Origin of the sequence: Rhizobium sp. 3T7 (assembly GCF_020166565.1) — a bacterium.
Taxonomy (GTDB): Bacteria; Pseudomonadota; Alphaproteobacteria; order Rhizobiales; family Rhizobiaceae; genus Rhizobium.
Genome location: NZ_JAIQXS010000012.1, coordinates 15,070 through 41,081, shown reverse-complemented (window position 1 = coordinate 41,081; position 26,012 = coordinate 15,070). Strand labels below are relative to the sequence as shown.

Sequence of the window (26,012 nt, the reverse complement as noted above, 5' to 3'; positions counted from 1 at the left end):
GGATGGGCATCGCCACATCTATACGCAGGTCTAGTCGGATCTCGCAAAAGGTATGAGCGTCATGCCAGACGCCGATGTCGCCACCAATGCGCCAATGACCGCTCGGCCGGCTGTTGCACCGCTGCGGCGTGCGTCAAGGGCGATTGTTCCCGATTAGATCAGCCGAAGACAGCACGTGGCAGCGACCGCCTGGATCTGATTGACCACGTCCAGCCTCCCCATGGCAGAGCGCAGATAGGTATTGACAGGGTGACTGCTCAAACCGCGGATGAGCGCGATTTCCTCGCTGCTCTTGCCCACGGTAAACGATCTCAAGCATTGACCTGTTCGCTTGGCCTGCTGTCAATCCATCGAGCGGGTTCAGGAGCTAGAGAACCATCGTCACAATGTCGCGATCGCTACAGGATCGGCTGACAGGGGTAGACGGAGGTCGATTGGATGGAAGGATTGTGCGGCGGTCAATTGCCGGAAAAGGAGTTGTCGATCGACCGGCGGAGCGATTGAAGCCGCTCGTCGAAACGTGCCGCATCGATCGTCTGGCCAGGCTCGTCGCGCCGCAGTTCGCACCGCAACGTATATGATCGACGCGAGACGTGATTGACCAGGCTGACACTCAGGGACAGCAAGCCGTCTCGCTCTGACAGCTGGGTGTTCGTGAATGAGAACATCATCTTGTCTCCTTGTGCGTATTGCTTCGGGTATGTCTGGGCAAGCACCACGGGACCGCGTGCCCAGACGGTGTCGTCAGGGCATGTCCCGGTGAGGCACCGATTTCAGATGCGGCCATTGGCTTTCGCCAGGCGGGCGGTTTTTATTGGCGATAATCCGACGCGCTAAAGCCTCGTCAATCGAGGCCGCGGCGCGTCGATCCGACCTAGTGCGCGAGCGCCGACTCGAGGCAACCGATCAGCTTTTCGATATCGACCGGTTTGCCAAGAAAGGCGAATGCGCCACCGTTCATTGCCCTGCTGCGCGTCCGCTCGTCCTTGTACGACGTGACAAAGATCATCGGGGGACGCTGCGAATGCTTATTCAACTCTGCCTGCAGTTCAATTCCGCTGAGGCCGGGCATCTTCACGTCGACGAGCATGCAATCGATCGCCGATCGCGGTTCGAAGGCGAGGAATTCTTCCGCCGAGGCGAACAAACGGCACTCGTAACCGCAAGACTTGACGAGATCATCCATAGCTTCACGGATGGCCTGGTCGTCGTCGACGACGGCTATGGTAGGGACTGAGGGCAATGAACCGACCTTTTCTGATTGCTTTCACGGTCTTGTTATGCGCTCACGCCCAATTCAAAGATACCATACTAAGATACAGGTGGTCGTACCCCTTCGCCCAGCATTTCTGTCTTCCTCACGAGCTCGGCGACCGAGCGAACTTCCATTTTCCGCATGACGTTGCCGCGGTGTAGCTTCACCGTGACCTCGCTGATGCCGAGCTCATAGGCGATCTGCTTGTTCATCAGCCCCTTGACCACCGCCTCCATGACCTCGCGCTCGCGCGGGGTAAGGCTTTCCGCCAGCGAAGCGACCGCTTCGCTCTGCGCATTTTGCCGGCGGCGCGCAGCGTCACGTTCCATCGCCGCCGCAACGGCGTCGAGAATATCCTGGTCCTTGAAGGGCTTGGTCAGAAAATCGACGGCGCCGGCCTTCATTGCCCGCACGCTCATCGGAATGTCGCCAAACCCCGTCATGAAGACGATGGGCATCTTGCTGCCGATGCGCTCCAGCTGCATCTGGAAGTCCAAACCGCTGACACCTGGCAAGCGGACATCGAGGAGGATGCAGCCCGGACGGTTGAAGTTCGCGGTTTCCAGAAAGGCCGTCGCGCTCTCGAATGCCTCAGCGTCGAATTTCATCGATCGGAACAAGTCCGTCAGCGCTTCTCGCATCGAAAGATCGTCATCGACAATGAAGACCACAGGTCCAGGCGGCTCCTTTTGCAGCCTACGTGTATCAGGCATGTTCCACCTCCGGCTTAATCAGCAGGCTCATCTCGAAGATCGCGCCACCGTCGTGATGATTGGTCCCGTCCAGCTTTCCACCACGGGCTTCCAATGTAGTGCGGCAAATAGACAGGCCCATACCCATGCCGGCCGCCTTGGTCGTGAAGAAGGGGGCAAACAGTTTGTCCTTCACATCGTCGGTGATCCCGGGTCCGGTGTCACGCACAGCAATACTAACATGGTCAATATCCGGCCGCGCTGTCGCTATCCTGATGATCCGCTGCGGGCTGCGGGCCTCATCCATTGCCTGAATGGCGTTGGTAAGGAGATTGATCAGTACCTGCTGCAGCTCGATCTTTACGGCTGAGACGGGCGGAATGTGAGCCTTCCGTTCGATATGCACGGTCGTCCCACTCCGCTGAAGCTCGTGCTCCATAAGAGCCATGGTCTCGTCGATCAACCTGTCCAGGCTGATACTCTCGAGCTTGTTGTTCGACGGAGAAAGAAGGCCGCGGGTGTTCTGGATAATGTCGCTGGCGCGCTGGCTGTCGCGGATCATTCGTTCGGCCGAGCGGCGCACAGCCGCGAGATCTGGCGGATCGCGATCAAGCCACCTCAAGAGCGTCTGGGAGTTTACCACGATCGCACCGAGGGGCTGGTTGAGTTCATGGGCCAGTGATGCCGACATTGCGCCGACGGTCGCGGCCCTCGATGCCATCGTCAACTCAGCCTGTGCTTCGGCCAGGGCCTTAAGGGCCATTTCGCGCTGTGTGATATCGACCATGCTGACAACCACACGGTTGAATGCGGCCGGATCCTCGGGAAATGCGATACTGAGCAGCACGAGTTTGTCTTCGCCATTGTCCGCGCGTACCTCGGCCATGTCTTCAAAGACCCTCTCGCCGTCCATGATGGCCTGCACTACGTCGAGAAACCGTTCCTGCCCGGTAATGAAGGATCGACGCAGGCTGCCGACTGCGGAAGATTCTGGCCCCAGCATCTCGCGTGCCGCTTCATTGGCGGCGACAACCTTGATGAGGCCGATGCAATGATCGACGAAGGTCGGGTTGGTTCGCGCATGGGTCTTGATGTCGGTAACGCCCTGCGCCCTGACATCCATCAGATAACTCCGCAACTTCGAATAGTCTCGCTCCCAGAGCGCGACGCGCGTGCGATCGAAAATCGAACGGTATCTTGCCTCGCTCTCTTTCAAGGCAGAATTGATTGCAAGCAGCGTCAGGCGCGCTGTCTCCGTTTTCACCAACAGCATCGTCGTTACGAACAGCGCCGCGAGAGCGACGATCAGGCGGGTGGTAGACTGAAGGTCGGCATCGTCCCCATGCGTCATGGCGTAGGAAAGGAGCGTGAGAGCGGCACATGCAGCCGCAATCACAAACAGGCCGACGCGCGTCGTCGCCTGGGCGGCAAGCAGCATGATGACGACATAGAGCACCGCGATGGCGCCCTCGATGTCAGTGTACGTATCGACATAAAAGACGGCCGCGGCGAGCGCGACGGCAATCAAGCCGAAGGCCACGTTGTGGCCCCCTTCAGCGTCGCGGGCGCGAAGTAAAGTTGACACTATGGACATCGTTCCCCCAGTCTATTTGGCCGTGAGCATATCCTGTTGCAGACGCAATCGAACCTATACATAGGTGCGGCCCGATGCGACCATATCGTTGGCCGCCCGCCTATCAAGCGGCCTTCTCCTGTGCTGCCGGGGCTGCTTCAGGCGCATTGTGTTCAAAATCGGGGTGCAGTGGGCCGAATGGCATAGCCCCCATGAACACCACCAATAACAGGCCGGCAATCGCGAACCAGAACGACAGCACAAAGCCGTCTGCATAGGCAAGCACATAGGCCTGCGCCCGGACCTGTGACGCGACTGCCGACAAGGCTTCCAGGTTCCCGCGCGCAGAGGTCCCAAACAGCGTCTCCAGTTTGTTGATCATGCCATGGAGATCTCGCGACGAAGCCGCAATCGGGCCGCCCAGTATGTTGGAGTGAAACTGCTCGCGCTGCCGCAGCCATGTATTCAATATACTGACAGCCAGCTCCGCACTGCCGAGCCGGATGACCTGGATATAGGCGGACGACGCCGTCGCGCGCTTTGGATCGGTGTTCGCCAGCAGAGAGACGACGGTCGAAAAGAAGGTGAATGACTGGCCAGCAGTGAACAAGAAAACGACCGGAAGGAAACTCCACGGCGACCATTCAATCGTCAACCTCGAACCGATCAGGGATCCAATTGCCATCGCCACGAGACCGATGAGGATGCACAATCTCGAATCCACCCGACGCTGCAGGTAGACGGCCAAGGTGATGAACACGAAGACCGGAATGACAGCACCAACAACGTAGAGTTCCGAGATCGCGATCGGCCGTAACCCTGCGACGTTTTGCAGGAACGACGGTATGACGATCGATCCGCCCGAGCTCGAGAATGTGAAGGCAACGATTATGCCGTAGCCAATTCCGATATTGCGCGACAGGATGACGCTCGCATGAGCCCAGGGGAGTTTCACCACGCTCTCGTTGATAAAAAATCCGATGGCCAGAATACCGCCGCCCACAACAAGCGACGTGACGATGCCTGACTGGAACCAGTCGAGCCGGTTTCCCTGGTCAAGCGCGACATAGAGCATTGTCATTGACGAACCGAGCAGGAGCATGCCGCCCCAATCGGCAGTTTCAAGCAGGCTGACGTTGAGCTCTTCCCTGGGAGCCGCAACGATGAGCAATAGCGCGATGAGTGGCGCGACGATCACGTCCTGCCAATACAGCCATTGCCAGCCGAGATAATCCCCATAGACCCCGACGAGGACAAAACCGAGACTTTGCGAGAGCGGAACGCGAAGCGCGTAGATCGCAATTCCGATCAGCCAGTATTTCATGTCGAGGTTCCGGAAGATCACCATGATCGTTGCCGGAATGAATACGCCGAGCAAAAGCGCTCTTACGGCATGAAGGGCAAACAGTGCCGAGCCGTCATGGAGGAGTGGGATCGCAAACGAGATGCAAGCGTAGATAAGGCTCGAAGGGATCATCACCCGGCGGATGCCGAACACCGTGGCGAGCCATGCCACGGCCGACGAGATGAGAATTTGCGGTGCGTTGGCGATGGTGCTTAGCCAGGCGGCCTCGTCGACCCCCAACGAGTAGGCGCCCCGGAGATCCGGAAGGCCTACGGCAAATACCCTGGTGTCGAAGCCTACCACGAAGGAGGCGAGCAACAGCGCAGCGACGATAAGGTGAGGTCGGCTCGCCGTCGTGCCGCTGGTCACCGGGCCAAAGGCGCTCGGTGCGACACTCATGGCGTCGTGTCCGCCGATGTATCGACGTTAACGATGGCCGACATTCCAGGCCGGAGCTGATCGACCAGTGGTTGGCCGGGATCGAGATCGATCCTGACCGGAATGCGCTGCACGACCTTGGTATAGTTGCCGGTCGCGTTGTCAGGCGGCAGCAGCGCGAATATGGAGCCGCTTGCAGGCGACAGCCGGGAGACTTTACCGTGGAGCGTCTGGCCCGGAAATGTATCAATGGTGATCTCGGCCGTGCGGCCCGGGGTCATCCGCGCAAGCTGGGTCTCTTTGAAGTTTGCTGTCACATAGACGCTAGGAAGCGGGACCTCCGAATTGACGCTGGTTCCGGCCGCAACAAAATCGCCTTCGTGGACGAGTTTGCGACCAAGGACGCCATCAAAGGGCGCATAGATCCTGGTGTAGCCCTGACGGATCAGCGCCGTGTCGAGGTTTCCCTGTGCGGCGCCAATCTGCGCGCGCAACAACGGCTCTTGCCCGTCGAGCACCTTCAACTGCGCTTTCTGCTGATCGATCGCGGCAGCTGTCGATTTGACGGCAGCTTGCGCCTGGAGATAGGACGACTGCGCCTGCTGAAGCTGCTGCTGCGACGTGGCATCGCCCAGGCTGGTCTGCCGATGAAACTCAAGCTCGGTCTGGGTCTGCTGAGCAAGCGCCGCTGCGTTCTGCGCTTCGGCTGCCTCAATGACAGCCTTCTGCAATTCGATCTGGTTCGCAAGGTTCACGAGCGAGGCGTTGGCAGATGCCAGGTTTGCCGTCGCCACCTCGACCGCGGCATCGTATTCGCGAGGATCGATCTGCGCGAGCAATTGGCCTTTCGTTACCCGCTGATAGTCGCCAATCGGCGTGCTCCGTATCGTGCCGCTAACCTGCGCGCTGAGGGTGGAGACATCGGCATTGATGACGGCGTCATCGGTCGCTTGCCGGGCAGCACCCGCTACCCATCGGTTCCAATCTGCCATGACCAGAGCGACGCTTCCGCCAACGATGGCGACTGCAAGAACCGGAATAGCGAGGCGCCGGATTGTCGCCACGGTCGTCGAAGACTGCGCGATCGGCTTGGGCGCCTCTGCGGCCGGTGCTCGACTGGTCGCAGGCGCCGGGCTGAGATTTGTGATGCGAAGCTGGTCCGCCATGACGAGCCTCACTTGTCGTTCCGGTTGGCGGAAATCTTTGCGCGGACAGTCGCGGGCTCCGGAACAAATGAAACGTGCCCGCTGCTGTGGAACTGCACCCAATAGCCCAGTGCCATGAAGACCGAGCCGCCGATCAGATTGCCAAACGTAACCCAGACCAGATTGTGGATCGCACCGGCAAGTGTGATATTTGCGGGATGATCGCCGATCAGCGCCATGGAGAAGGTGAACATGTTGGCGACGGAGTGCTCATATCCGGCCGCGACAAAAATCGTGATCGGCCAGAAAATCAGCATGATCTTGGCTGCGGCATTATCGGTGCGCCCGGCCATCCAGATTGCCAGGCAGACCAGCCAGTTGCACAGGATTCCGCGGGCAAAAAGCTCTCCCGAGCTTGCCGACATCTTTACCGAAACGGCTGAAAAAAACGCCTGGCTTCCATCGCCCAGCAGTACGCCGCCGCCTGCCATGTGGAAGAGGGCGGCGAGGATCACCGCACCCATCAGGTTGCCAATCCACGCGCTACACCAGACGAGCACCACGTCCGAAAGGCGCGCGCGCCCCGTCAGCACCGCGAGCGGCATATACATGGCCGTTCCGGTGAAGAGTTCGGAGCCTGCAAACACGACGATCGTCAGGGCCGAGGAGAAGACCACGCCCATAACGAGATGGGCCCAGGCAGGATCGGCATGCGCACCGACGGTGTACATGAGGATGTCGCCGAAGCCGATATAGGCGCCGGCCATCGCCGCTCCAATCAGGAACGCGAAGAACTGCGTACGGACAATGAGAGCCTTGTGTTCGCCTGACTCGGCGAAATTTGTGATGGAATCCTGGTACATGACGAGATCCTCGCATCCTGCCCGGACCGGGCCGAGCGCTTCGCTGGTTGATGCAGGAAGGCTAGTCGCACGCGGCGCAGCGTTGAATCATACGTAAGTGTAGGTGGGTCTAGCCCAAATTGGGCCAGCGTCACAGCAGCGAAAGACAGAGCGAAGGCGGCGTGTCGCCGCGAAATCAGGCTCGAATTTTTTGAAGCGAGGTCGGCAACAGTCCCCCGGCATCTGCGACGCCGGGAGTTGGATCTGCCAAGGTCGGTGATGGGTCAGCTGTTGCTAGCGGCGACCATCACGGGCACACCCTTGTAGGACGGTGTTCCCGAGAGCCGGTCATAGTGGCGCAGAGACATGACCGCATTCATCTCCGGGTAGTAACCGGCAGCCGACCCCTTCGGGATGTTGTATTCCACCGCCGTGAAGCCACGCACGAGGTGCGTTCCTTGGCCAGCCCCGACGAGGCCGCGAATGTCGATCCGGTCACCGTCCTTGAGACCAAGACGGGAGAGATCGTCCCTGTTCATGAAGATCACGTCGCGGCGACCAAAGACACCGCGATAGCGATCGTTCAGGCCATAGACCGTGGTGTTGTACTGGTCGTGGCTGCGGATCGTCGTCAGGACCAGAGCGTCCGGGTTCTTGATCAGCGGATCTTCGTCGAGACCTGGGGCGACAAGGAAGTTTGCCCTACCGCTTGTCGTGTCCCATCGACGGAAGGAGGCGGCGACATCAAGGCGAAAACCCCCGCGCGCACGCACACGCTTATTGAAGTCGTGGAAGTCGGGGAAGACCAGCTCGATCTTCTCACGGATCCGGTCATAGTCCGCAATCAGCCCGTTCCAGTCGATGCCGTAACGATCGCCGAGCGTTGCCTTGGCGATGTTGGCGACAATGGCGGGCTCGGATTTCAAAGCCTCGCTCGGGGGCTTCAGGAAGCCTCGAGAGGCGTGCACCATCGACATGGAATCTTCGACGGTCACCGCCTGCGGGCCGGAGGCCTGCGTGTCGAGGTCGGTCCTGCCGAGGCAGGGCAGGACGAGCGACGTCTTTGCCGTCAGGAGATGCGAGCGGTTCAACTTGGTGGCAATATGGACTGCAAGATCGAGCTTGCGCATTCCCCGCCAGGTGGCTTCTGGATCGGACATGGCGACGGCGAGATTGCCGCCGAGGCAAATCAGCGCCTTCGATTCACCGGCGATGATCGCTTCCACCGCCTCGATCGCATTGTGGCCCTTCTCCCCGGATGGACGAAAACCGAATGCCCGCTCCATCCCGTCAAGCAACGCCTTGTTTGGAATTTCGGTGATCCCGACAGTGCGGTCGCCCTGGACGTTGGAATGGCCGCGGATCGGTGCAATCCCGGCTCCTTGCCGGCCGATATTGCCACGCAGCAGCAGCAGATTGGCAATCTGCTGCACGTTGCCCGTGCCGTTGGCATGCTGGGTGATGCCCATGCCATAGCAGATGATCACATTCTTGGCTTTCACGTAGACGTCGGCCGCACTCTCGATCGCATCCTTCGTAAGGCCGCTGACCGCGACGATCTGGTCCCAGCTGGTGGCATCGAGATCCGCGCGCAGGACATCGAAGCCGACTGTGTGCTCCTTGATGAAGCCAAGGTCGAGCACACCGGAGCCGCCAGCAGCGATGTCGGCGGCATCACGCTCGAACACCGCCTTCATCATGCCCTTCAGCGCCGCGAGGTCGCCGCCGGTGCGCAGTTGGTGATAGGCGGAGGCAATCGGCGTCGAGGACAGCGTCACCATCTCGACGGGATCCTGTGGCGCGGCGAAGCGCTCCAATGCGCGTTCTTTCAGCGGATTGAAGACGACGATCGGCACGCCGCGACGCGACGCGTTGTGCAGCGTTGTCATCATGCGCGGATGGTTGGTACCGGGATTATGACCGAAGCTGAAGATCGCATCGGCGTCGTCGAAATCCTCCAACGTCACGGTGCCCTTGCCGACACCGATCGACATCGGAAGTCCGACGCTGGTTGCCTCGTGGCACATGTTGGAACAGTCGGGAAAGTTGTTGGTGCCAAAGGCGCGCACGAAGAGCTGGTAGAGGAAAGCCGCTTCATTTGAGGCGCGACCGGATGTGTAGAACTCGGCCTTGTTCGGGTCGTCGAGTTTATTCAGTTCAGCCGCAATCAGCTTGAAGGCCTCATCCCACTCGATCGGCTCGTAGCGATCGGTTTGGCTGTTATAGTGCAACGGCATTGTTAGCCGCCCGGCATCTTCTAGTTCATGGTCCGTCCACTTCCAAAGCTCCGAGACCGTATTGTTTTCGAAGAGCTCCGGCCCTGAGCGCTTGGCCGTGGATTCCCAGGTGATCGCCTTGGCGCCGTTCTCACAGAACTCGAATGACGAAGTGTGCTTAGGATCCGGCCAGGCGCAGCCGGGACAGTCGAACCCTTCCGGCTGATTGGCCTTCAGCAGCGTCATCGTGCCTTGCGCCACGACTTGCTGATGCGCAAGCGTCTTGGCAACCGCCTTGAGCGCGCCCCAGCCGCCGGCCGGCTGATCATATTGCTCGATGCCTTCTGGACGCTGATCCTTCATGTCGAAGCTCCTTCGATCCTGCGCGGCGACCAGGACGCCGCCGATGAGTGCACATCAGTCGACAACCTAGCAACGCGTGCGAACGTTGCACACTATACACAGGCATAGGGCGCCGATCGTTGGCCCGGTATCCGCACATGAAAATCGCGCATGCCAAAGCTATCTGGTGCGCGATCTCGCTCCGTCCACCTGTCGCCGGATACGAGCCATGTCTGTTCTTCTATCGCTTGAATCCGATGCGGCTCTCACAAAAAAGAAGGCCGTCTCCGGAGAGATGGAGACGGCCTTTGGCGGACCTTGGGAGGATCCGCGGCCTCGGCGGAGGGGAGGGACACCGAAGCCGGTAGCAGGGAGGACGCTACCCGCCTCATCGAGGGGTTGAGGCGATGGGTGAAAGGTAGCCCCGTCCGGCAGGCCGCGTAACTAAACTTAGGTATTGGCCGGACTAGACCAGCAGGTAATTCCAGTCCACGGTTCATGTCGGCGGCGCGCCCAGTGCGTAGAGTATGCCGCGAAGCTCCGCCAGGCCGCGCAGACGCCCGATCGCGGGATAGCCTGGCGTCACGTTCTTGTTGAGATCATCGAGCATGCGATGGCCATGGTCCGAGCGGAACACGATGGTCTCGTTTGCCTGACGCCGGCGGTCTTCGGCGACAAGCTCCTTCAGAACCGCAACCATATCGACGTCGCCCTCAAGGTGCGCGCTTTCATGGAAAGTGCGGCCGTCGCCCTCGCGCTTGGTTGCACGCAGATGCGCGAAATGGATACGCGACGCGAAACGGCGAGCGATTGCCGGCAAGTCGTTGTCGGCGCGCACGCCAAGGCTGCCAGTGCAGTAGCACATGCCGTTTGCCTCAGAGGGTACCGCCTCGAAGAGTGCGGCATAGTCGTCCGCAGTCGACGCGATACGCGGCAGACCGAAGAGTGAGCGCGGCGGATCGTCCGGATGCAGCGTCAGCTTGACACCGCGAGCTTCCGCAGCCGGGGTCACTGCCTGGAGAAATTCGATCAGATGCTGGCGCAGCTTGGCGGCATCGATGCCGGCGTAGGCGGCAAGCTTTTCACGAAACTGCGGGATCGTCAGCGGCTCGGTTGTCGAGCCAGGCAGGGCGGACGTTATGATCCGGGTGATCTCCGCAACCTCGGTTTCGCTCATCGCATCGAACACGTCGCGGGCACGCGCCATGTCTTCAGGCGTGTATTGCTGCTCGGCGCCGGCACGCTGGAGTACGAAAAGATCGAAGGCGGCAAACGTCTCATGATCGAAACGCATGGCGGTGGCACCGGTATCGATCACATGGTCAAGGTCCGTGCGCGTCCAATCGACGACGGGCATGAAGTTGTAGCAGACGATCGGAATCCGGCAGGCGGCCACAGCTTCAAGGCTGGCGATCCAGGCCTCGATTTCCGCCTTGGCGCGTCCGCCATTGCGCTTGACGGCATCGGGGATCGGGATGCTTTCGACCACCGACCAGGCCAGGCCCGAGCGCCCGGGCGGTGTCGTTTCGATCATGGCCTGTCGCTCGCGCACCTCGCCTTCAGTCCAGGCGCGGCCGATCGGAACCTGGTGCAGCGACGAAACGATATTCGTGGCTCCGGTCTGGCGCACCTCATCGAGCGTTACAGGTGCCTCCGGCCCGAACCATCTCCAACCTTGGCGCATGTGTACCTCCTTGGGGTCTTCTTTGTCGTTGTCCGCTGACCGGCTCAGCGGAAGTAATCTGGATATTGGGTGCGAAGCTCGGCGACATCGGGAACGACGGCGCTGAGGTGGTGCATCATCGCCGCGCGCGCTGTCTCAACGTCATGGGCTGCGATTGCGTCGCGAATGAGCGCGTGTTCGTGCAAGACGTTGTCCATGCGACCAAGAACCGGCAGCGTCAGACGCCGCGCCCTGTCGATTTGCACCTTGACGGCCTTTAGAATTGTCCAGATGCCGGGATAGCCGGCAACGCCGGCGATGGCTTCGTGGAAGGCCTCGTCTTCTTCGTGAAATGCCGAGGTATCGCCAAGGGCGGCAAGCGATCTCTGTCGCGCGATGATCGAATCCAGGCGGCTGATATCGGCTGCCGTTGCAATCTCGGCCGCGCGCTCCACCGTTGTGCCCTCAAGCGACTTGCGAACGACCACGGCCTCGGGGATCGCCGAGACCGGCACCCGCGACACCACGGTACCGGATTGCGGGTAGATATCGACAAGCCCGCCCTCCGACAGCCGCAGCAACGCTTCGCGCACCGGCGTTCGGCTGACGTTGAACTCTTCCGCAATCCGCTTTTCCTGCAACTGCATTCCGGGTGGCATCCGCAGAGCGAGAATGTCCGCGTAGAGCCGATCGAAGATGGCGTCGGCAGTTGTCACGCGGCGCAGCTTCACCGGCCTGTCGGCTTTTGAAGCCATGGCTGCCGGGACGGAAACAACTGCTGCCTGCATAAGGTGCCCTGACGTTGACTTGATCGTGCATACTAGTATATCAATTTATTGCGACTGCCAAGGCACGCCGAGGAGGAACGGTGCTTTTGGCAATCATTTCAGGAGGTTTCACACATTTAAAGACAAGTTCCGGTCCTGCAGCGACTGGCCCGAGGACGCCCAGCACCGTATTTGCAGCGTCCCGCAACGAGAGGAGGAGAAACACTATGAAAGTCACCCGCAGAACATTTGTCGGCACCGCGGCAGGCGCCGCTGTCGCAACCATGTTGCCGCTGAAGGTCTTTGCGCAGGCCAAGAAACCGGCAAGCCCCGTCACCATCACGATCGCCGACGTCGCCGGCAACCTGGCGCTGACGCAGGGCATGTTCGAGGCCTATGCCTCGGAAAAGGCCGACTGGGTCTCCAGCTTTGCCTTCACGAAGGCGCCGGCACCGGAACTGCCCGGCAAGATCAAGGCGCAGCAGGCGGCTGGCAAGGTCGACATCGATCTCGTTTTGACCGGCACGGACGCGCTTTCGGCGGGTCTTGATCAGGGCCTTTGGATCGATCTTACGGCACATAAGTCGGAGCTTCCAAACCTCGAGCAGATCCTGCAGCCGCAAGCCTTCAAGATGCAGGCTCTTGCGAAGGATCAGGGCGTCGTCATCACCTATTACCCGTCCGGTCCGCTCATCGAATACATGCCCGACAAGGTGCCTACGCCACCGAAGTCCGCTCAGGAACTGCTCGACTGGGCGAAGGCAAACAAGAACCGCTTCATTTATGCCCGACCGGCCAATTCCGGCCCTGGCCGTACCTTCCTGATGGGCCTGCCCTACCTCCTTGGTGACAGTGACCCACGCGATCCCGCAAAGGGCTGGGCAAAGACGTGGGACTATCTCGCGGCGCTCGGCGAACACATCGAGTACTATCCGACCGGCACCGGCCAGGTGATGAAGGAGCTTGGCGAAGGGACGCGCGACATCGTCGTCTCGACGACAGGCTGGGATATCAATCCACGTGCGCTCGGTATCGTGCCGGCTGAGGCGAAGGTGCAGAAGCTCGATGGCTTCCATTGGGTCACCGATGCCCATTACGCCGTGATCCCGAAGGGCGTGTCGGACGAGAAGATCGGCGTGCTGATCGACGTCCTCAACTATATCCTGCAGCCAAAGCAGCAGGCAATCGCCTACGATGCTGGCTATTTCTATCCAGGTCCCGCCGTCAAGGACGTCACCCTCGAGATGGCGCCGCAGGAAAGCCAGGACACGATCAAGGAATTCGGCAGGCCGGAATATGCCGACTGGATCGCCAACAATCCCTTGGAGGTTCCGCTGGAACCCAAGCAGCTGGTTGAAGCCTTCCGCATCTGGGACGAGAAGATCGGCGCCAAGAAGGGCTGATCGAAGGAAATCAGTCGGTCCAGGATCGCGTCTTGGGCCGGCAACCTCATTCTTCACATGGAGATTGTTTTGACCTCGGTTTCGAATGCTGCCGCACCGACGCGCAAGAACGCACGCCTGGAACTCGATGGGATGCGTCGTGCTTTTGGAGCGTTCAACGCCTTGAACGGCATTGATCTTGCGATCGAGCCGGGAGAGTTCGTGGCCCTGCTTGGTCCGTCCGGCTGCGGCAAGTCGACCGCGCTGAACTGCATTGCCGGCTTGCTGGCGCTGACCGGTGGCGAAATACGCCTTGGCGGCACGCGCATTGACCAGCTCGAACCCGAGCGTCGCGGCTTTGGTATGGTCTTCCAGAGCTACGCGCTGTTTCCACATATGAGCGTTCGCAAGAACGTCGGATTCGGTCTTGCCATGCAGGGCATAAAGGGCCCGCAAGCCGACCAGCGTATCCGCGATGCCCTGGCGCTGGTGCGTCTCGAAAGCCAGGCCGACAAGTTGCCGGGCCAGCTCTCCGGCGGCCAACAGCAGCGCGTCGCGATCGCCCGCGCCATCGTCATTCGCCCCCCGATCGTGCTGATGGACGAGCCGCTCTCCAACCTCGATGCGAAACTAAGACTCGAGATGCGCGCAGAAATTCGCGGCATCCATGACCAGATCGGGTCCACGACCATTTATGTTACGCATGACCAGGATGAGGCGCTGTCGCTTGCCGACCGTATCGTCGTCATGAGCCAAGGCAATATCGAACAGATCGGCTCACCACAGGATCTCTACCAGCGCCCCGTGAACGTCGAGGTCGCGGATTTCATGGGCTTCCGGACACGCGTTGCGGGCCGCATTACACGCGTATCAACCGATGAGGCCGAGATTGAGGTCGCCGGCGCGCGGCTCGTCGGCACCATGCGGTCGCCGCTCAGCGTCGGCGACGCAGCCATTCTGTCGGTCCGGCCGGAAGATCTTGTCGCATCAAGTGGCGAGGGAATCGCTGCAACCGTCAGCAGCATGGAATATCGCGGTCGTGCCTTCTTTGGCATGGCGCGGGCAACGGACGGTTCGGAACTCTATTTCCGGGCAGATGAGCCGTTGGCGCGCGGCGCGTCAACAAGGCTGCAGCCGGTTGCCGGCCGGGCGCTGGTCTTTGCGGGAGCGGCGCGATGAGCGGACCGTCGCTGCAAACCAGGCTTGCCGCCCGGGGGCTCGATGGCACGACGCTCCTGCTGTTGCCGGGGCTGTTCTTCATGATCGCGCTGTTTGTCTATCCGTTTCTTTATGGGGTGGCCGATTCTCTCGTGCCGAAAGAGGGCGCGTGGTATGCCAACTACGCAAAGTTCTTCAGTGACCCCTTCCAGTACCAGACCATCGCTGCAACCATGTGGCTGGCGCTACCGGTAACCGTCATCAACCTCGCCTTCGCCGTGCCGGTCGCGCTCCGTGTGCGCCTGATGCGCAGACAGCGGCTGTTAACCACCATTCTTGTCCTGCCAATCACCCTTGGTACGGTCTTCGTCGCGGACGGCCTGTTGACGTTTCTCGGGCCGCGCGGCTGGTTCAATCATACGCTATTGATACTCGGCATTCTCGACGCACCGGTGAAGCTGACCAACAATTACTGGGGCGTCTTTGCCTCGCTGTTGATCACCGGCTTTCCCTTCGCGTTCCTTTTGACGCTGTCCTACGTGACCGGCATCGACCCGGCCATCGAGCAGGCCGCGGCGACGCTGGGCGCGGGACCGCGCCAACGCTTCTTCCGTGTCTTTCTGCCGCTTCTCGTCCCTGGGCTTGCAGTTACCTTCTGCCTGGCCTTTGTGCAGGCCTTCGCAGTCTTCCCCTCCGCCGTTCTTCTTGGGGCGCCTGCCGGTCCGACGCGCGTCATTTCGATTGCCGCCTATCAGGCAGCCTTCGAGCAATATGATCATTCCCTCGGTTCGGCGATCGCGCTCATCATGGGCGGCGTGGAGCTGGTCGTCGTGCTCGCCGTTTTGGCCACACGCTCACTCTTCTACCGCGGCCCGACCGGCGGCACGAAAGGCTAGTCATGATCCGAGATCAGGGCCTCACCTCGAAGATCTGGCGCTTTGCCATTTGGGCGCTGGCCATCCTCTTTGTCCTCAATCTGCTTGCTGTCATCGCGGCCGTCATCGTCAACTCCTTCGCGACGCGCTGGCTTGGCACATGGCTGCCGGTCGGCTGGACGACACGCTGGTATTTCAGTGCCTGGAAGGAATTCCAGCTCTCCAGCGTGGTTCTTGTCACCTTCGAGATCGTCTTCACCGTCGTCATCATTTCCGGAATCTTGGGCATCACGGCCGCCTATGCACTGGCGCGACGCGACTTTCCCGGGAAACGTCTGGTCGTGCTTTTGTTCTTGCTGCCTCTGCTTATCCCGCCGCTGACTTACGGCATTCCACTCGCAACCGTCCTCTATCAGCTTGGGCTCGGCGGCACGTTCTGGGGCGTCGTGCTGATCAACGTTGTCCCGTCTCTGCCCTTCGTCGTGCTGGTGATGATCCCCTTCATCGAACAGATCGACCCGCGTATCGAAGCGGCCGCACGGGTATTTGGTGCAGGAACGACGAACCTCTTCCTGCGCATCTTGCTACCGTTGCTTCTGCCGGGGATGCTGGCTGCACTGCTGCTTGTGTTGGTGCGCACTATCGCAATGTTCGAGCTGACGTTCCTGATTGCCGGGCCGACGACGCAAACGCTGGTGGTGTCGCTCTACTACGCCGTCTTTGCGTCGGGCGTGCGCGCGGGTCAGTCGATTGATGCGATGGCGGTGGTCTACATGATCACGACATTGTTCTGGCTGGTTCTCGCTTTGCAGTTCGTGAACCCGACGCAGATCGTAGCAAGGGCGAAACAGCAAAGCGCCCACTAGTTCAAAATCCCAAGGAATTAGACCGCCTCTTGCAACGAGGCGGTCAGTTGGCTGGTCCGGCTATCGGCAGCGCGCCTCATAGGTGCGGCCATATCGGTCACGATAAACACAATAGCCGCGACGTTCGGTTGAGCGTCCAATCAGAGCGCCTGCAACACCGCCCGCCACGGCGCCAATGGCTGCGCCGCCCCAGCTGTCGCTGACGGCGCCGCCGATGATGGCGCCGGTACCGGCACCGATTGCAGTTCCCTTTTCGGTGGCTGTGCATGACGCCAATGCACCCATAAATGCGCCAACTAGAATAATTTTTCTCATCCGGCACTCCTGCGATTGTATTTTTGGTTTGTCGGGTAGGAACTAAGTCCGCTGCCCCAAGGTTCCATCGGACTTAGGTCCGACGTAGCCCTCCCTCCGGCGGCCGCTTCGCCACCTTGGTTTCACACGGCACCGCGGAAAGACAACCATTTGTTGTTAAATGCCCTCGTCAGCGCCCGAATAGCCCTGTTCACAACGCGTCCTCCACGGCTATATCGGGGCGACGCCAAACCATGGAATGGACCTGCCATGACCGATACCGTTCTCGATCGCTTTCTTCGCTATGTCGTCATCGATACCCAGTCGGATTCGGCATCATCGACACAGCCGTCGACCATGAAACAGAAGGACCTGGGTCGTTTGCTGGTCAACGAATTGTTGGCAATCGGCCTATCGGATGCTCATCTCGACGAGCATGGCTACGTTTATGCGACCGTTCCCTCGAATGTCGATAAAGCGGTTCCGGTCATATGCTTCTGCTCGCATATGGACACCGCTCCCGACTTCACCGGGACGAACGTGAAGCCGCAGGTCGTGCACAACTATCAGGGTGGCGACATTCAGCTTTCCGGTGACAGGAAGCAGGTCATTCGGGTCAGCGACAATCCGGCTCTCAACGACCAGATTGGCAACGACATCGTGACTACCGACGGAACGACGCTGCTCGGCGCTGACGACAAGGCAGGCATTGCCGAGATCATCACGGCAGCGCAAATCCTCGTGGACAATCCCGACATCCAGCACGGAACCATCAAGCTGCTTTTCACGCCGGACGAGGAGATCGGCCGCGGCGTCGACAAGGTCGATCTGGCGAAGCTTGGCGCGCAGTTTGCCTATACGATGGACGGCGAAACTGCCGGGCACATCGAAGACGAGACATTTTCGGCCGATGGCGTCGAGATCGCCATTGAGGGCGTCGCCATCCATCCGGGCTTTGCGAAGGGTAAAATGGAGAATGCGATCAAGATCGCAGGCGCCATCATCGACCGGTTGCCGAGGAATACAGCACCTGAGACGACCGAAGGGCGAGAAGGCTTCATTCATCCGACCGGCGTCAGCGGCTCGATGGAAAAGGCAGCTGTCAGCCTCATTGTCCGCGACTTTGAGGAAGCCGGTCTCATTGACAAGGAGAAACATCTCGAAGCACTGGTGCGCGAGATCATGACGGACTATCCCGGTTCTACCTATACCTTCGTCGTCAAGCAGCAGTACCGCAATATGAAGGTCGTGCTCGATCGCCACCCTCAGATTGTCGAGAACGCCGTGGAAGCTATTCGGCGAGCCGGCATGTCGCCAGTCCGGGGCAGTATCCGAGGCGGAACGGACGGTTCCCGTCTATCCTTCATGGGATTGCCATGCCCGAACATCTTTGCTGGCGGCCATGCCTTTCACTCGCCGCGCGAATGGATCAGCAGGCAGGACATGGAGAAGGCCGTAGCCACTCTCGTCGAACTCGCAAAGGTATGGGAGGAGCGGGCGTAAGCTGCGGAGACGGCTGTACGCTTGTAACCAGCGGGTCGCGTAATCTCACGCGTGCTGCAGTATCCCACTCAGGCGAAAGTCTCACCCGGTTTTGACCGCCCCGTCGCAATGTCGCGTCCTTCCTGAGCCTGGGCCATCGCCTTGACCAAGGCGACAATCTTTTCGCGCAGTTGAGTATCGGTGATTTGCAGGAAAGCGCGGTTGAGGGCGAGGCCTTCCTTCGAATGCAGGAATTCGGCAACAGGGTCGGCCGCGACAGTCATTTCAGATCCGGCCAAGCTTTGTGGCTCGGAGTCGCCCTGTTGAAAGAAGAAACTCGGAGAGGTGCTCAGTACCTCGGCAATCCGTTGCAGCCGGCTGGCGCCGATCCGGTTCAGACCTTTTTCGTATTTCTGCACCTGCTGGAATGTAACACCTATCTGATCGGCCAGTTTTTCCTGGCTAAGACCAAGCAGTTGTCTGCGCATCCTCACGCGAGAACCGACATAGGTATCGATGGCATTCGGCGTCTTTGCATTCATCGTCAATGTTTCCATGAGCCGGGCTGGTGTCGCGATCATCGCTTGACCTCCCGTATACAGCACTCTCATGAAATGTGTATTAGCCGTCTTCCAAATTCAATTGTTAGTTCATACGACCTGCGCAATATCATCTGACAGGAATGAGACACGCACCGGAACAAGGTAGAAGAGCACTGCAACCAGACCTTATGTCCATGGCGACCGTGCTGGCTTGCCCCGAAGCAATCGGTCAACGCTTGAAGCGAATTGGCCGGATTTCCCTGTGCACGATCTTCAGCGACCTGTCAGGTTGTATCATGTAGGTCTCATCGATCTGCCGGCCCCACTGATCAATGAAGTTGTGCGGGAAGGTCGACCCGGGCGGGGATTTCGTCAGCTTAGTGCGCGGCTGGCCGCCATAGGTGACGCTGCCTAAGATCGGATCGAGACCAGGCGAGGAAAAGTCCTTCGTCGCGCACCCGACAAGTGCGAGGACACCAATTAACGCAAGGGCCTTCTTCATGGCACCCTTAACAGTTCCGTTTCATTCCTGAAGCATATATGCAATCAATTGGGCCCGAACAGATGCCGTCTGGCGCAAGAATTCAGCAGGTTCCCCGCAACGCTTGCCCAACGCCTACAACAGGCCCCGCTTTGCAAGATTTGCCATCAGCGCGGTGATACCGAAAGTCCAGGCAGAGCACTCGCTCGAGAGCCGCACGGTATTGACGAGCGAGCCGAGGCCCGCCGACGAAATTTCGACGACATCGCCCACCTTGTGGGTAAAACCCTGGTTTGGTGCGTCACGATCCTGTGTCGGGGCAAACAGCGTCCCCAAGAACAGCATGAAGCCATCGGGGTACTGATGGTGAGGCCCGCAGGTCTGCTTGACGAGGTCGCACGGATCTCGGCTGATCTTCGACATCGAACTCTTCCCATGAAGGATGAATCCATCGGTCCCTGTAACCTTGAGATCGAGTTCCGCCCCGCGGACATCATCGAGGCTATAGCTCTCATCAAAGAGGCGAATGAATGGACCTATCGAGCACGACGCATTGTTGTCCTTTGCCTTGCCGAGGAGCAGCGCCGAACGGCCTTCGACGTCGCGCAGATTGACGTCGTTGCCGAGCGTTGCACCCTTGATCTCGCCACGGCTGTTGACGGCAAGCACGATCTCGGGCTCCGGATTGTTCCAGGTCGAAATCGGATGCAGGCCCACATCGGCGCCCCAGCCGACAGACGAGAGCACCGGTGACTTCGTGAACACCTCGGCGTCCGGTCCAATGCCAACCTCGAGATATTGAGACCACATGCCTTCCTCGATCAGCGCCTGCTTGACCTTCAAGGCTTCCGGCGAGCCTGCCTTCAGATTGTTGAGGCTACCGCCGATCAGCGTACTGACGCGCTCGCGGATCGCGGCGGCACGATCTGGATTTCCGGCCGCCTTCTCTTCGATCACACGTTCGATCATCGACTGAGCGAACGTCACCCCACAGGCCTTGATCGCCTGGAGGTCGGCCGGAGCAAGCAGATGGACGTGAGATGGGTCAGGCGTTCCGATACCAACGGCTTTGACTTCCTCCAGCGCGCCGAGCACAGGACCGCGCGCGGCGCGCACGAAGGCAGCGGGGTCGACCTGCTCGAGCAGTGCACTCAACGTCGGCACGGTCTTGGAGGTGATGTCGACCAGTTGGCCATCCCGAACCACCACGACGCATGGACCTTCGACAGCAGGGTTCCAGGCACGACCGACAAACAGGCCGCCAGCGGCGACAGAATCCAGAAGAGTGTAAGACATCGATATGTTCCGTCACGCGAGCGATGGAGGCGCTCAAAATCAAAACGAACCAGCCGCCCTCCAACCCGACGGCGCGGGGAAATCGACCACAATAGATGCCGGTCGGCAAGGTCAAAACCAATCAATCTCGACCTCGTTTCGAAAAATGAAAAAGGGCGCGGTGCCGCAGTTGGCAACGCGCCCATCGTGCATGATCAGCCGTGGCTCACACAACGTGCACTGCTGCACGCCGGGCGGCTTAGTGGTTATCGCGCGGGATACCCTTGGTCTGTGCGATGCGTTGGTATTTGACGGCGGGCTCGAGCACGGCGCCGGTTTCCATCTGACCGACATAGGTACGCTGGATTTCCTGCCAGGGTGTCTGGCTCTCCGGATAGGCATAACCACCGGCTGCCTCGAGTGCCTTGCGCCGTTCGGCAAGCTCCTCGTCGCTGATGAGGATGTCGGCAGTGCCCTTCTTGAGATCGATGCGAACCTGGTCGCCGGTCTTCAGCAGCGCAAGCCCACCGCCGGCGGCCGCTTCCGGCGACGCATTGAGGATGGAGGGCGAGCCGGAGGTGCCGGACTGACGGCCGTCACCGATGCAGGGCAGGGAACTGATACCCTGCTTCAAGAGGTAGTCGGGGGCGCGCATGTTGACGACCTCGGCTGCACCCGGATAGCCGATCGGACCGGCTCCGCGCATGAAGAGGACCGTCGAAGCGTCGATCGCCAGCGACGGGTCGTCGATGCGATGGTGGTAATCCTCCGGTCCGTCGAAGACGACCGCGCGGCCAACGAAGGCTTCCGGATCGTTCGGGTTGGAGAGGTAACGCTGACGGAATTCAGGCGAGATCACGCTCGTCTTCATGATTGCGGACGAGAAGAGATTGCCGCGCAGGACACGGAAGCCGGCACGCTCCTTGAGCGGTCGCTCGAACGGGCGAATGACCTTGTCGTCCTCGATCGTCGCGGTTGTGTAGTTCTCGCCGACAGTCTTGCCGTTGACGGTCATCGCACTTGTATTGAGCAGATCATGCTTGATCAGTTCGCCCATCACGGCAGGAACGCCACCGGCATGGTAGTAGTCCTCGCCAAGATATTCGCCGGCCGGCTGCAAGTTGACGAGGAGCGGAATTTCCTCGCCGTAGGTCTGCCAGTCGTCGACCGTCAGTTCAACGCCGACATGGCGTGCCAGAGCGTTCAGGTGGATCGGCGCGTTGGTGGAACCACCGATTGCGGAGTTGACCTTGATCGCGTTGATGAAGGCTTCCTTGGTCAGGATGTCGGACGGCTTGAGGTCTTCGCGCACCATCTCGACGATGCGCAGGCCGGTTTCATAGGAAACTTCCTGACGGTCGCGGTAGGGGGCCGGAATTGCCGCGCCACCCGGCAGCTGCATGCCCAGCGCTTCGGCAAGCGAATTCATTGTCGTCGCTGTGCCCATCGTGTTGCAGTAGCCGGTCGAGGGTGCGGAGGATGCGACGAGCTTGACGAACCCCTGATAGTCGATTTCGCCGCGCGCCATCATCTCGCGGGCTTTCCAGACAATCGTGCCGGAGCCCGTACGCTCGCCACGGAACCAGCCGTTCAGCATTGGGCCGACCGAGAGCGCGATCGCCGGAATGTTGACGGTTGCCGCGGCCATGAGACAGGCAGGCGTCGTCTTGTCGCAACCGATCGTCAGGACTACGCCGTCAAGCGGATAGCCGTAGAGAACCTCGACGAGGCCGAGATAGGACAGGTTGCGGTCGAGACCGGCGGTCGGGCGCTTGCCGGTTTCCTGGATCGGATGCACCGGGAATTCAATGGCGATACCGCCAGCGTCACGAATGCCTTCGCGAACGCGCTTGGCAAGCTCGATATGGTGACGATTGCACGGCGACAGGTCCGAGCCAGTCTGTGCGATACCGATGATCGGCCTTCCCGACTGCAGCTCTTCCTGGCTCAGACCGAAGTTCATGTAACGCTCCAGGTAGAGCGCGGTCATGTCGGGGTTTGCCAGATTGTCGAACCATGCCTTGGAGCGAAGCTGGCGCGATCCGTCCTGCTCTTGCACTGCGTTCTGATTCGGGGAGGGAGTTTTCTCAACCACGATGAATTTCCTTGCTTTGAAGCCGCTGTTGTCATGCACTTAGCTGATCGATACAGGAATGTATAATCAGTCTTTCGCATTTTGATATGCAAATATCTTATATCGAATGAGGCAATCGTGGGATTAGATGGTTTCAGACTGCGGCACCTGAAGATGCTCGTGGCGCTCAGCGAGCACGGCAAGCTCGGCGTCGTTGCCGAAATGTTTGGCATCTCGCAACCGGCCCTGTCGAGAACCCTCAATGAGCTGGAGCAAATGTCTGGGCACCAACTCTTCGAACGACACAATCGTGGCCTCGTCCCCACCCCTCAGGGCGAAGTGATCGTTCGCCACGCCAAGATGCTGATCTCCGAAGCACAACGGGCAGAATATGAAATGGTGGTCGCAGCTGCCGGGCAGGGCGGCAGCGTGGCATTCGGTACGATCATGACGCCGGCAGCCGATTACGTTGCCCCTGCGCTGAAACGGATCTTCGAAACCCACCCGACGATCGACATCAGCATCTCCGTTGGCAGCAGTGACGTGCTTCTCGAGGATGTGCTGAACAGAAGGCTCGACTTTGCCGTCTGCCGCATTCCAAGTGGCATGAACCCCCTCTGGTTCGACTATCTGCCGGTCGGCCAGGAGACGCTGCGTGTCATAGTGGCCGTGGATCACCCGCTCTCGGCCAAGCCTGTCGTCACCGAGGACGATCTCAGGCACCAGAGCTGGGTGCTCCAGCCGCATGGCTCGTTCCTTCGCCAGGTCATCGATGATTTCATCCGTCGTCACGGCATCGTGCCAGCAAGCGTCGTTTCGACTTCCGATGCGCTTTTGACCATGTTGCTGATGTTGCAGAGCCAGCGGCTCGGCATCTTTGCCGAGCCCGTGGCAGCCCTCCTCGAGCGGCATGGTCTCGTCAAGGCGCTGCAGATAGAGGGCGACATCTCCGTCCCGGGTTTTGGCCTCGTCAAACTGAAGGAACGCGAACTGTCTGCCTCCGCCGAGCTTGTCTACAATGTGTTTGCCACAACGCGAAACCCTTAATGCGGCGCCGCCCCAAGAGCCTAAGGCGCATATTGCGTGACCATGCGCGCATCGCGGCGGAAATCGGAAGGTGACATGCCCGCAATATGGCGAAACGACTTGTTGAAGGCGCTGATCGAGCCGAATCCGCTGTCCATTGCGACTTGCAAGACGTTTGCCTCGTCGTTCATCAACATCGCTTGCGCGCGCGACAGGCGCAGGAGATTGACATATTTGCTGAGCGTCATGCCGGTCGTCTTCTTGAACAGGTTCATCGCGTATTTCGGGTGAAGGTCGGCCGCACGAGCGATATCGACCGAATCAATTTCCTGTAGGAAGTTGACGGCGATGAAGTCGCACATGCGCGCAACGCTGCGCGAGGATTGCGGATAGCACTGCTCGATATCGTCAGCATCGGTCGGCCCGAGTGTCGGAATCATGGAATAGGGCTCAAGTGCGATTCGCTCCACCCGCAACAGCATCTCGTCGACGGCGTGCTGCGCCTTGGCAGGGTCACCTGACTTGGCGTAGTGCACCCAGCGTGGAAAGTTTTCCCGGTCGGCGGCGTCGGTTGCCGAGGTGAACAGGATCTCGCCCTTCATCAGGCGGCTGGAAATGTTGATGGGCAGCCGCATTCGGAAGAAGTAGACGAGCGGAAGATGCCCGCCGGCATAGATTGCGTCCTCGGAGCAATCGTCCATCTGGTGGGGCTGCCCGCCCCAGAACAGGCACATGTCGCCCGCCCGCATGGTGATTTCGCAACCATTCACGCGATAGTGGACGCTCCCCTGCATGATGTAGTTCACTTCAACCTGCACATGCCAATGCGGCATCAACATGACTGGCGGGTGGTTGTGAAACATCTGAAGGGCCGTCGGCAACCCTTCGATACTGCTCGCTCCCGGCTGGTAGACAGCCCGCTTTACGATCTTACTTTCCGCCAAATCCATGTTCCCTTTTTAGGAGACAGCGGCTCCCTTCCAGATAGTCTAGCCGCGTTCGCTAAGGGACGGCAATTGAAAAGGGAGGATTTTCAATGCGCTTCAAACTTATCAGTGCGACCGCTGCAGTCGCACTGCTCGCTTCCGGTTCTGCATTCGCGCAGGAGTCGGGCAATCTCACCATCTGGAGCTGGAACATCGCTGCATCGGCGCTGAAGTCCACGCTCGAAGGCTTCAACAAGCAGCATCCGGATATCAAGGTCACGGTCGAGGATCTCGGCAACCAGCAGGTCTTCGACAAGATGCTGGCTGCCTGCGCTGCCGGCGGCGAAGGACTGCCGGACATCGTCAGCGTCGAAAATTTCGAGGCGGAGATCTTCTGGAACCGCTTCCCCGACTGCTTCGCCAACCTGAAAGAGCTGGGCTACACCCCAGAAATTCAGGCAAAGTTCCCAGACTTCAAGCGCACCGAGCTAGAAGTCGGCGATGTTGCCTACGCGATGCCGTGGGATTCCGGCCCGGTCGCCGTCTTCTATCGCCGCGACTTCTATGAAAAGGCAGGCGTTGATCCGTCGACCATCAAGACCTGGGACGACTTCATTGCAGCGGGCAAGAAGATCTCCGCAGCCAATCCGGGCGTCGTCATGGCGCAAGCTGACTTCAACGGCGACAGCGAATGGTTCCGCATGATTTCCAACGAGCAGGGCTGCGGCTACTTCTCGACGGATGGCCAGACGATCACCATCAACCAGCCTGCCTGCGTTGCGACGCTCGAAAAGGTCAAGCAGATGAAGGATGCCGGCACGCTGACGGCAGCCATCTGGGATGAGAAGATCCAAGCCAATACGGCAGGCAAGGCCGCCAGCCAGATGTATGGCGGCTGGTACGAAGGCACGATCAGATCCGGCTCGCCCGATCTATCCGGCAAATGGGGCGTCTACATGATGCCAAGCCTGACGCCAGATGGACCGCATGCAGCAAACCTTGGCGGCTCGTCGCTCGCAATCGCTGCTAATTCGCAGAACAAGGAAGCCGCCTGGACCTACATCAATTATGCTCTTGGCACCAATGAGGGCCAGGTAACGATGCTGAAGTCCTTCGGTCTCGTTCCATCGCTGCTGACTGCAGTCCAGGACCCGTTTGTCAACCAGCCACTGCCTTATTGGCACGACCAGAAGGTCTGGGCCGACATCCTTTCGACCCTGCCGAAGATCGTTCCAAGCCGTGGCACGCCGTTCCAGACGGACGCCGACTCGATCTACAGGGCAGCGCAGACCAAGTACTTCGCCGGCGGCTACCCCGACGCGAAGGCAGCGCTCGATGACGCCGCAAACCAGATCGCCACGGCGACAGGTCTTCCCATCGCGAAATGAGCAACAGTGCCGGGCGTCGCTTGGC

23 protein-coding genes and 1 pseudogene are annotated in these 26,012 nt (G+C 59.9%); 7 read left to right on the top strand and 17 right to left on the bottom strand.

Features of this window, described 5'->3' with window-relative positions:
- Positions 1-153: 153 nt before the first annotated feature.
- The 11 genes and pseudogenes from K9B32_RS17720 to K9B32_RS17670 form a co-directional block, all read right to left on the bottom strand.
- A pseudogene (locus K9B32_RS17720) lies at positions 154-321 on the bottom strand (LuxR C-terminal-related transcriptional regulator); the annotation flags it as partial.
- Positions 322-458: 137 nt separating this feature from the next.
- Entirely contained in the window at positions 459-671 is a 213-nt protein-coding gene (locus K9B32_RS17715) for a hypothetical protein (protein ID WP_224564466.1), read from the bottom strand.
- A 203-nt stretch (positions 672-874) separates the two neighbouring features.
- A complete protein-coding gene (locus tag K9B32_RS17710) occupies positions 875-1,243 on the bottom strand; it encodes a response regulator transcription factor (protein ID WP_224564464.1) in 369 nt (122 codons plus the stop codon).
- A gap of 68 nt (positions 1,244-1,311) precedes the next feature.
- Positions 1,312-1,968: a response regulator transcription factor gene (locus tag K9B32_RS17705; protein ID WP_224564462.1), complete on the bottom strand. Its 657-nt coding sequence runs from the start codon at positions 1,966-1,968 to the stop codon at positions 1,312-1,314.
- Positions 1,961-3,541 (bottom strand): sensor histidine kinase, encoded by a 1,581-nt coding sequence (locus K9B32_RS17700; protein WP_224564460.1) that lies wholly within the window; start codon positions 3,539-3,541, stop codon positions 1,961-1,963. Before K9B32_RS17700 ends, K9B32_RS17705 begins: the two co-directional genes overlap by 8 nt.
- A 103-nt stretch (positions 3,542-3,644) precedes the next feature.
- The gene (locus K9B32_RS17695; protein WP_224564458.1) at positions 3,645-5,264 is read right to left on the bottom strand and encodes an MFS transporter; all 1,620 of its coding nucleotides are present in this window, start codon (positions 5,262-5,264) and stop codon (positions 3,645-3,647) included.
- Positions 5,261-6,409: an HlyD family secretion protein gene (locus K9B32_RS17690; RefSeq protein WP_224564455.1), complete on the bottom strand. Its 1,149-nt coding sequence runs from the start codon at positions 6,407-6,409 to the stop codon at positions 5,261-5,263. The genes K9B32_RS17695 and K9B32_RS17690 overlap by 4 nt, the downstream gene beginning before the upstream one ends.
- Positions 6,410-6,417: 8 nt before the next feature.
- The gene (locus K9B32_RS17685; RefSeq protein ID WP_224564452.1) at positions 6,418-7,251 is read right to left on the bottom strand and encodes a formate/nitrite transporter family protein; all 834 of its coding nucleotides are present in this window, start codon (positions 7,249-7,251) and stop codon (positions 6,418-6,420) included.
- Positions 7,252-7,514: 263 nt separating this feature from the next.
- Entirely contained in the window at positions 7,515-9,809 is a 2,295-nt protein-coding gene (locus tag K9B32_RS17680; RefSeq protein WP_224564450.1) for an FdhF/YdeP family oxidoreductase, read from the bottom strand.
- A gap of 475 nt (positions 9,810-10,284) precedes the next feature.
- The gene (uxuA, locus tag K9B32_RS17675) at positions 10,285-11,472 is read right to left on the bottom strand and encodes a mannonate dehydratase (RefSeq protein ID WP_224564447.1); all 1,188 of its coding nucleotides are present in this window, start codon (positions 11,470-11,472) and stop codon (positions 10,285-10,287) included.
- A 44-nt stretch (positions 11,473-11,516) separates the two neighbouring features.
- Positions 11,517-12,239, bottom strand: coding sequence for a GntR family transcriptional regulator (locus tag K9B32_RS17670; protein WP_224564444.1), 723 nt, complete (start codon positions 12,237-12,239; stop codon positions 11,517-11,519).
- A gap of 206 nt (positions 12,240-12,445) precedes the next feature.
- Here K9B32_RS17670 and K9B32_RS17665 point away from each other — a divergent pair, with 206 nt between their 5' ends.
- Genes K9B32_RS17665 through K9B32_RS17650 form a run of 4 tightly spaced genes read left to right on the top strand, consistent with a single transcriptional unit; the run spans position 12,446 to position 16,499 of the window.
- On the top strand, positions 12,446-13,621 hold the full coding sequence (locus K9B32_RS17665; protein WP_224564442.1) for an extracellular solute-binding protein: 1,176 nt from the start codon (positions 12,446-12,448) through the stop codon (positions 13,619-13,621).
- Positions 13,622-13,678: 57 nt separating this feature from the next.
- Positions 13,679-14,779, top strand: coding sequence for an ABC transporter ATP-binding protein (locus K9B32_RS17660; protein WP_224564440.1), 1,101 nt, complete (start codon positions 13,679-13,681; stop codon positions 14,777-14,779).
- On the top strand, positions 14,776-15,654 hold the full coding sequence (locus K9B32_RS17655) for an ABC transporter permease (protein WP_224564438.1): 879 nt from the start codon (positions 14,776-14,778) through the stop codon (positions 15,652-15,654). The genes K9B32_RS17660 and K9B32_RS17655 overlap by 4 nt, the downstream gene beginning before the upstream one ends.
- A 2-nt stretch (positions 15,655-15,656) precedes the next feature.
- Positions 15,657-16,499, top strand: coding sequence for an ABC transporter permease (locus tag K9B32_RS17650; protein ID WP_224564436.1), 843 nt, complete (start codon positions 15,657-15,659; stop codon positions 16,497-16,499).
- 60 nt (positions 16,500-16,559) lie between these two features.
- Here K9B32_RS17650 and K9B32_RS17645 read toward each other — a convergent pair whose 3' ends face one another.
- Positions 16,560-16,814, bottom strand: a complete 255-nt coding sequence (locus K9B32_RS17645; RefSeq protein ID WP_224564434.1) for a YMGG-like glycine zipper-containing protein — start codon at positions 16,812-16,814, stop codon at positions 16,560-16,562.
- A 249-nt stretch (positions 16,815-17,063) separates the two neighbouring features.
- Between K9B32_RS17645 and pepT the strand changes: the two genes are divergently transcribed.
- Positions 17,064-18,296 carry a peptidase T gene (gene pepT, locus K9B32_RS17640; RefSeq protein ID WP_224564432.1) on the top strand — a complete coding sequence of 411 codons (1,233 nt, stop codon included), beginning with the start codon at positions 17,064-17,066 and terminating at the stop codon, positions 18,294-18,296.
- A 68-nt stretch (positions 18,297-18,364) separates the two neighbouring features.
- Here pepT and K9B32_RS17635 read toward each other — a convergent pair whose 3' ends face one another.
- From K9B32_RS17635 to K9B32_RS17620, 4 genes are all read right to left on the bottom strand, one after another.
- A complete protein-coding gene (locus K9B32_RS17635; protein ID WP_224564702.1) occupies positions 18,365-18,817 on the bottom strand; it encodes a helix-turn-helix domain-containing protein in 453 nt (150 codons plus the stop codon).
- Positions 18,818-19,046: 229 nt separating this feature from the next.
- Positions 19,047-19,319, bottom strand: a complete 273-nt coding sequence (locus tag K9B32_RS17630; protein WP_224564430.1) for a hypothetical protein — start codon at positions 19,317-19,319, stop codon at positions 19,047-19,049.
- A 114-nt stretch (positions 19,320-19,433) separates the two neighbouring features.
- Positions 19,434-20,594, bottom strand: coding sequence for a fumarylacetoacetate hydrolase family protein (locus K9B32_RS17625; protein ID WP_224564428.1), 1,161 nt, complete (start codon positions 20,592-20,594; stop codon positions 19,434-19,436).
- Between the two features lie 238 nt (positions 20,595-20,832).
- The gene (locus tag K9B32_RS17620) at positions 20,833-22,668 is read right to left on the bottom strand and encodes an IlvD/Edd family dehydratase (RefSeq protein WP_224564425.1); all 1,836 of its coding nucleotides are present in this window, start codon (positions 22,666-22,668) and stop codon (positions 20,833-20,835) included.
- A gap of 117 nt (positions 22,669-22,785) precedes the next feature.
- Between K9B32_RS17620 and K9B32_RS17615 the strand changes: the two genes are divergently transcribed.
- Positions 22,786-23,694: a LysR family transcriptional regulator gene (locus K9B32_RS17615; protein WP_224564423.1), complete on the top strand. Its 909-nt coding sequence runs from the start codon at positions 22,786-22,788 to the stop codon at positions 23,692-23,694.
- 20 nt (positions 23,695-23,714) lie between these two features.
- On the opposite strand, the gene K9B32_RS17610 is transcribed toward K9B32_RS17615, so the two are convergent.
- On the bottom strand, positions 23,715-24,623 hold the full coding sequence (locus tag K9B32_RS17610) for a helix-turn-helix domain-containing protein (RefSeq protein ID WP_224564422.1): 909 nt from the start codon (positions 24,621-24,623) through the stop codon (positions 23,715-23,717).
- Positions 24,624-24,709: 86 nt separating this feature from the next.
- Here K9B32_RS17610 and K9B32_RS17605 point away from each other — a divergent pair, with 86 nt between their 5' ends.
- Positions 24,710-25,987, top strand: coding sequence for an ABC transporter substrate-binding protein (locus tag K9B32_RS17605; protein WP_224564420.1), 1,278 nt, complete (start codon positions 24,710-24,712; stop codon positions 25,985-25,987).
- Positions 25,988-26,012: the final 25 nt, after the last annotated feature.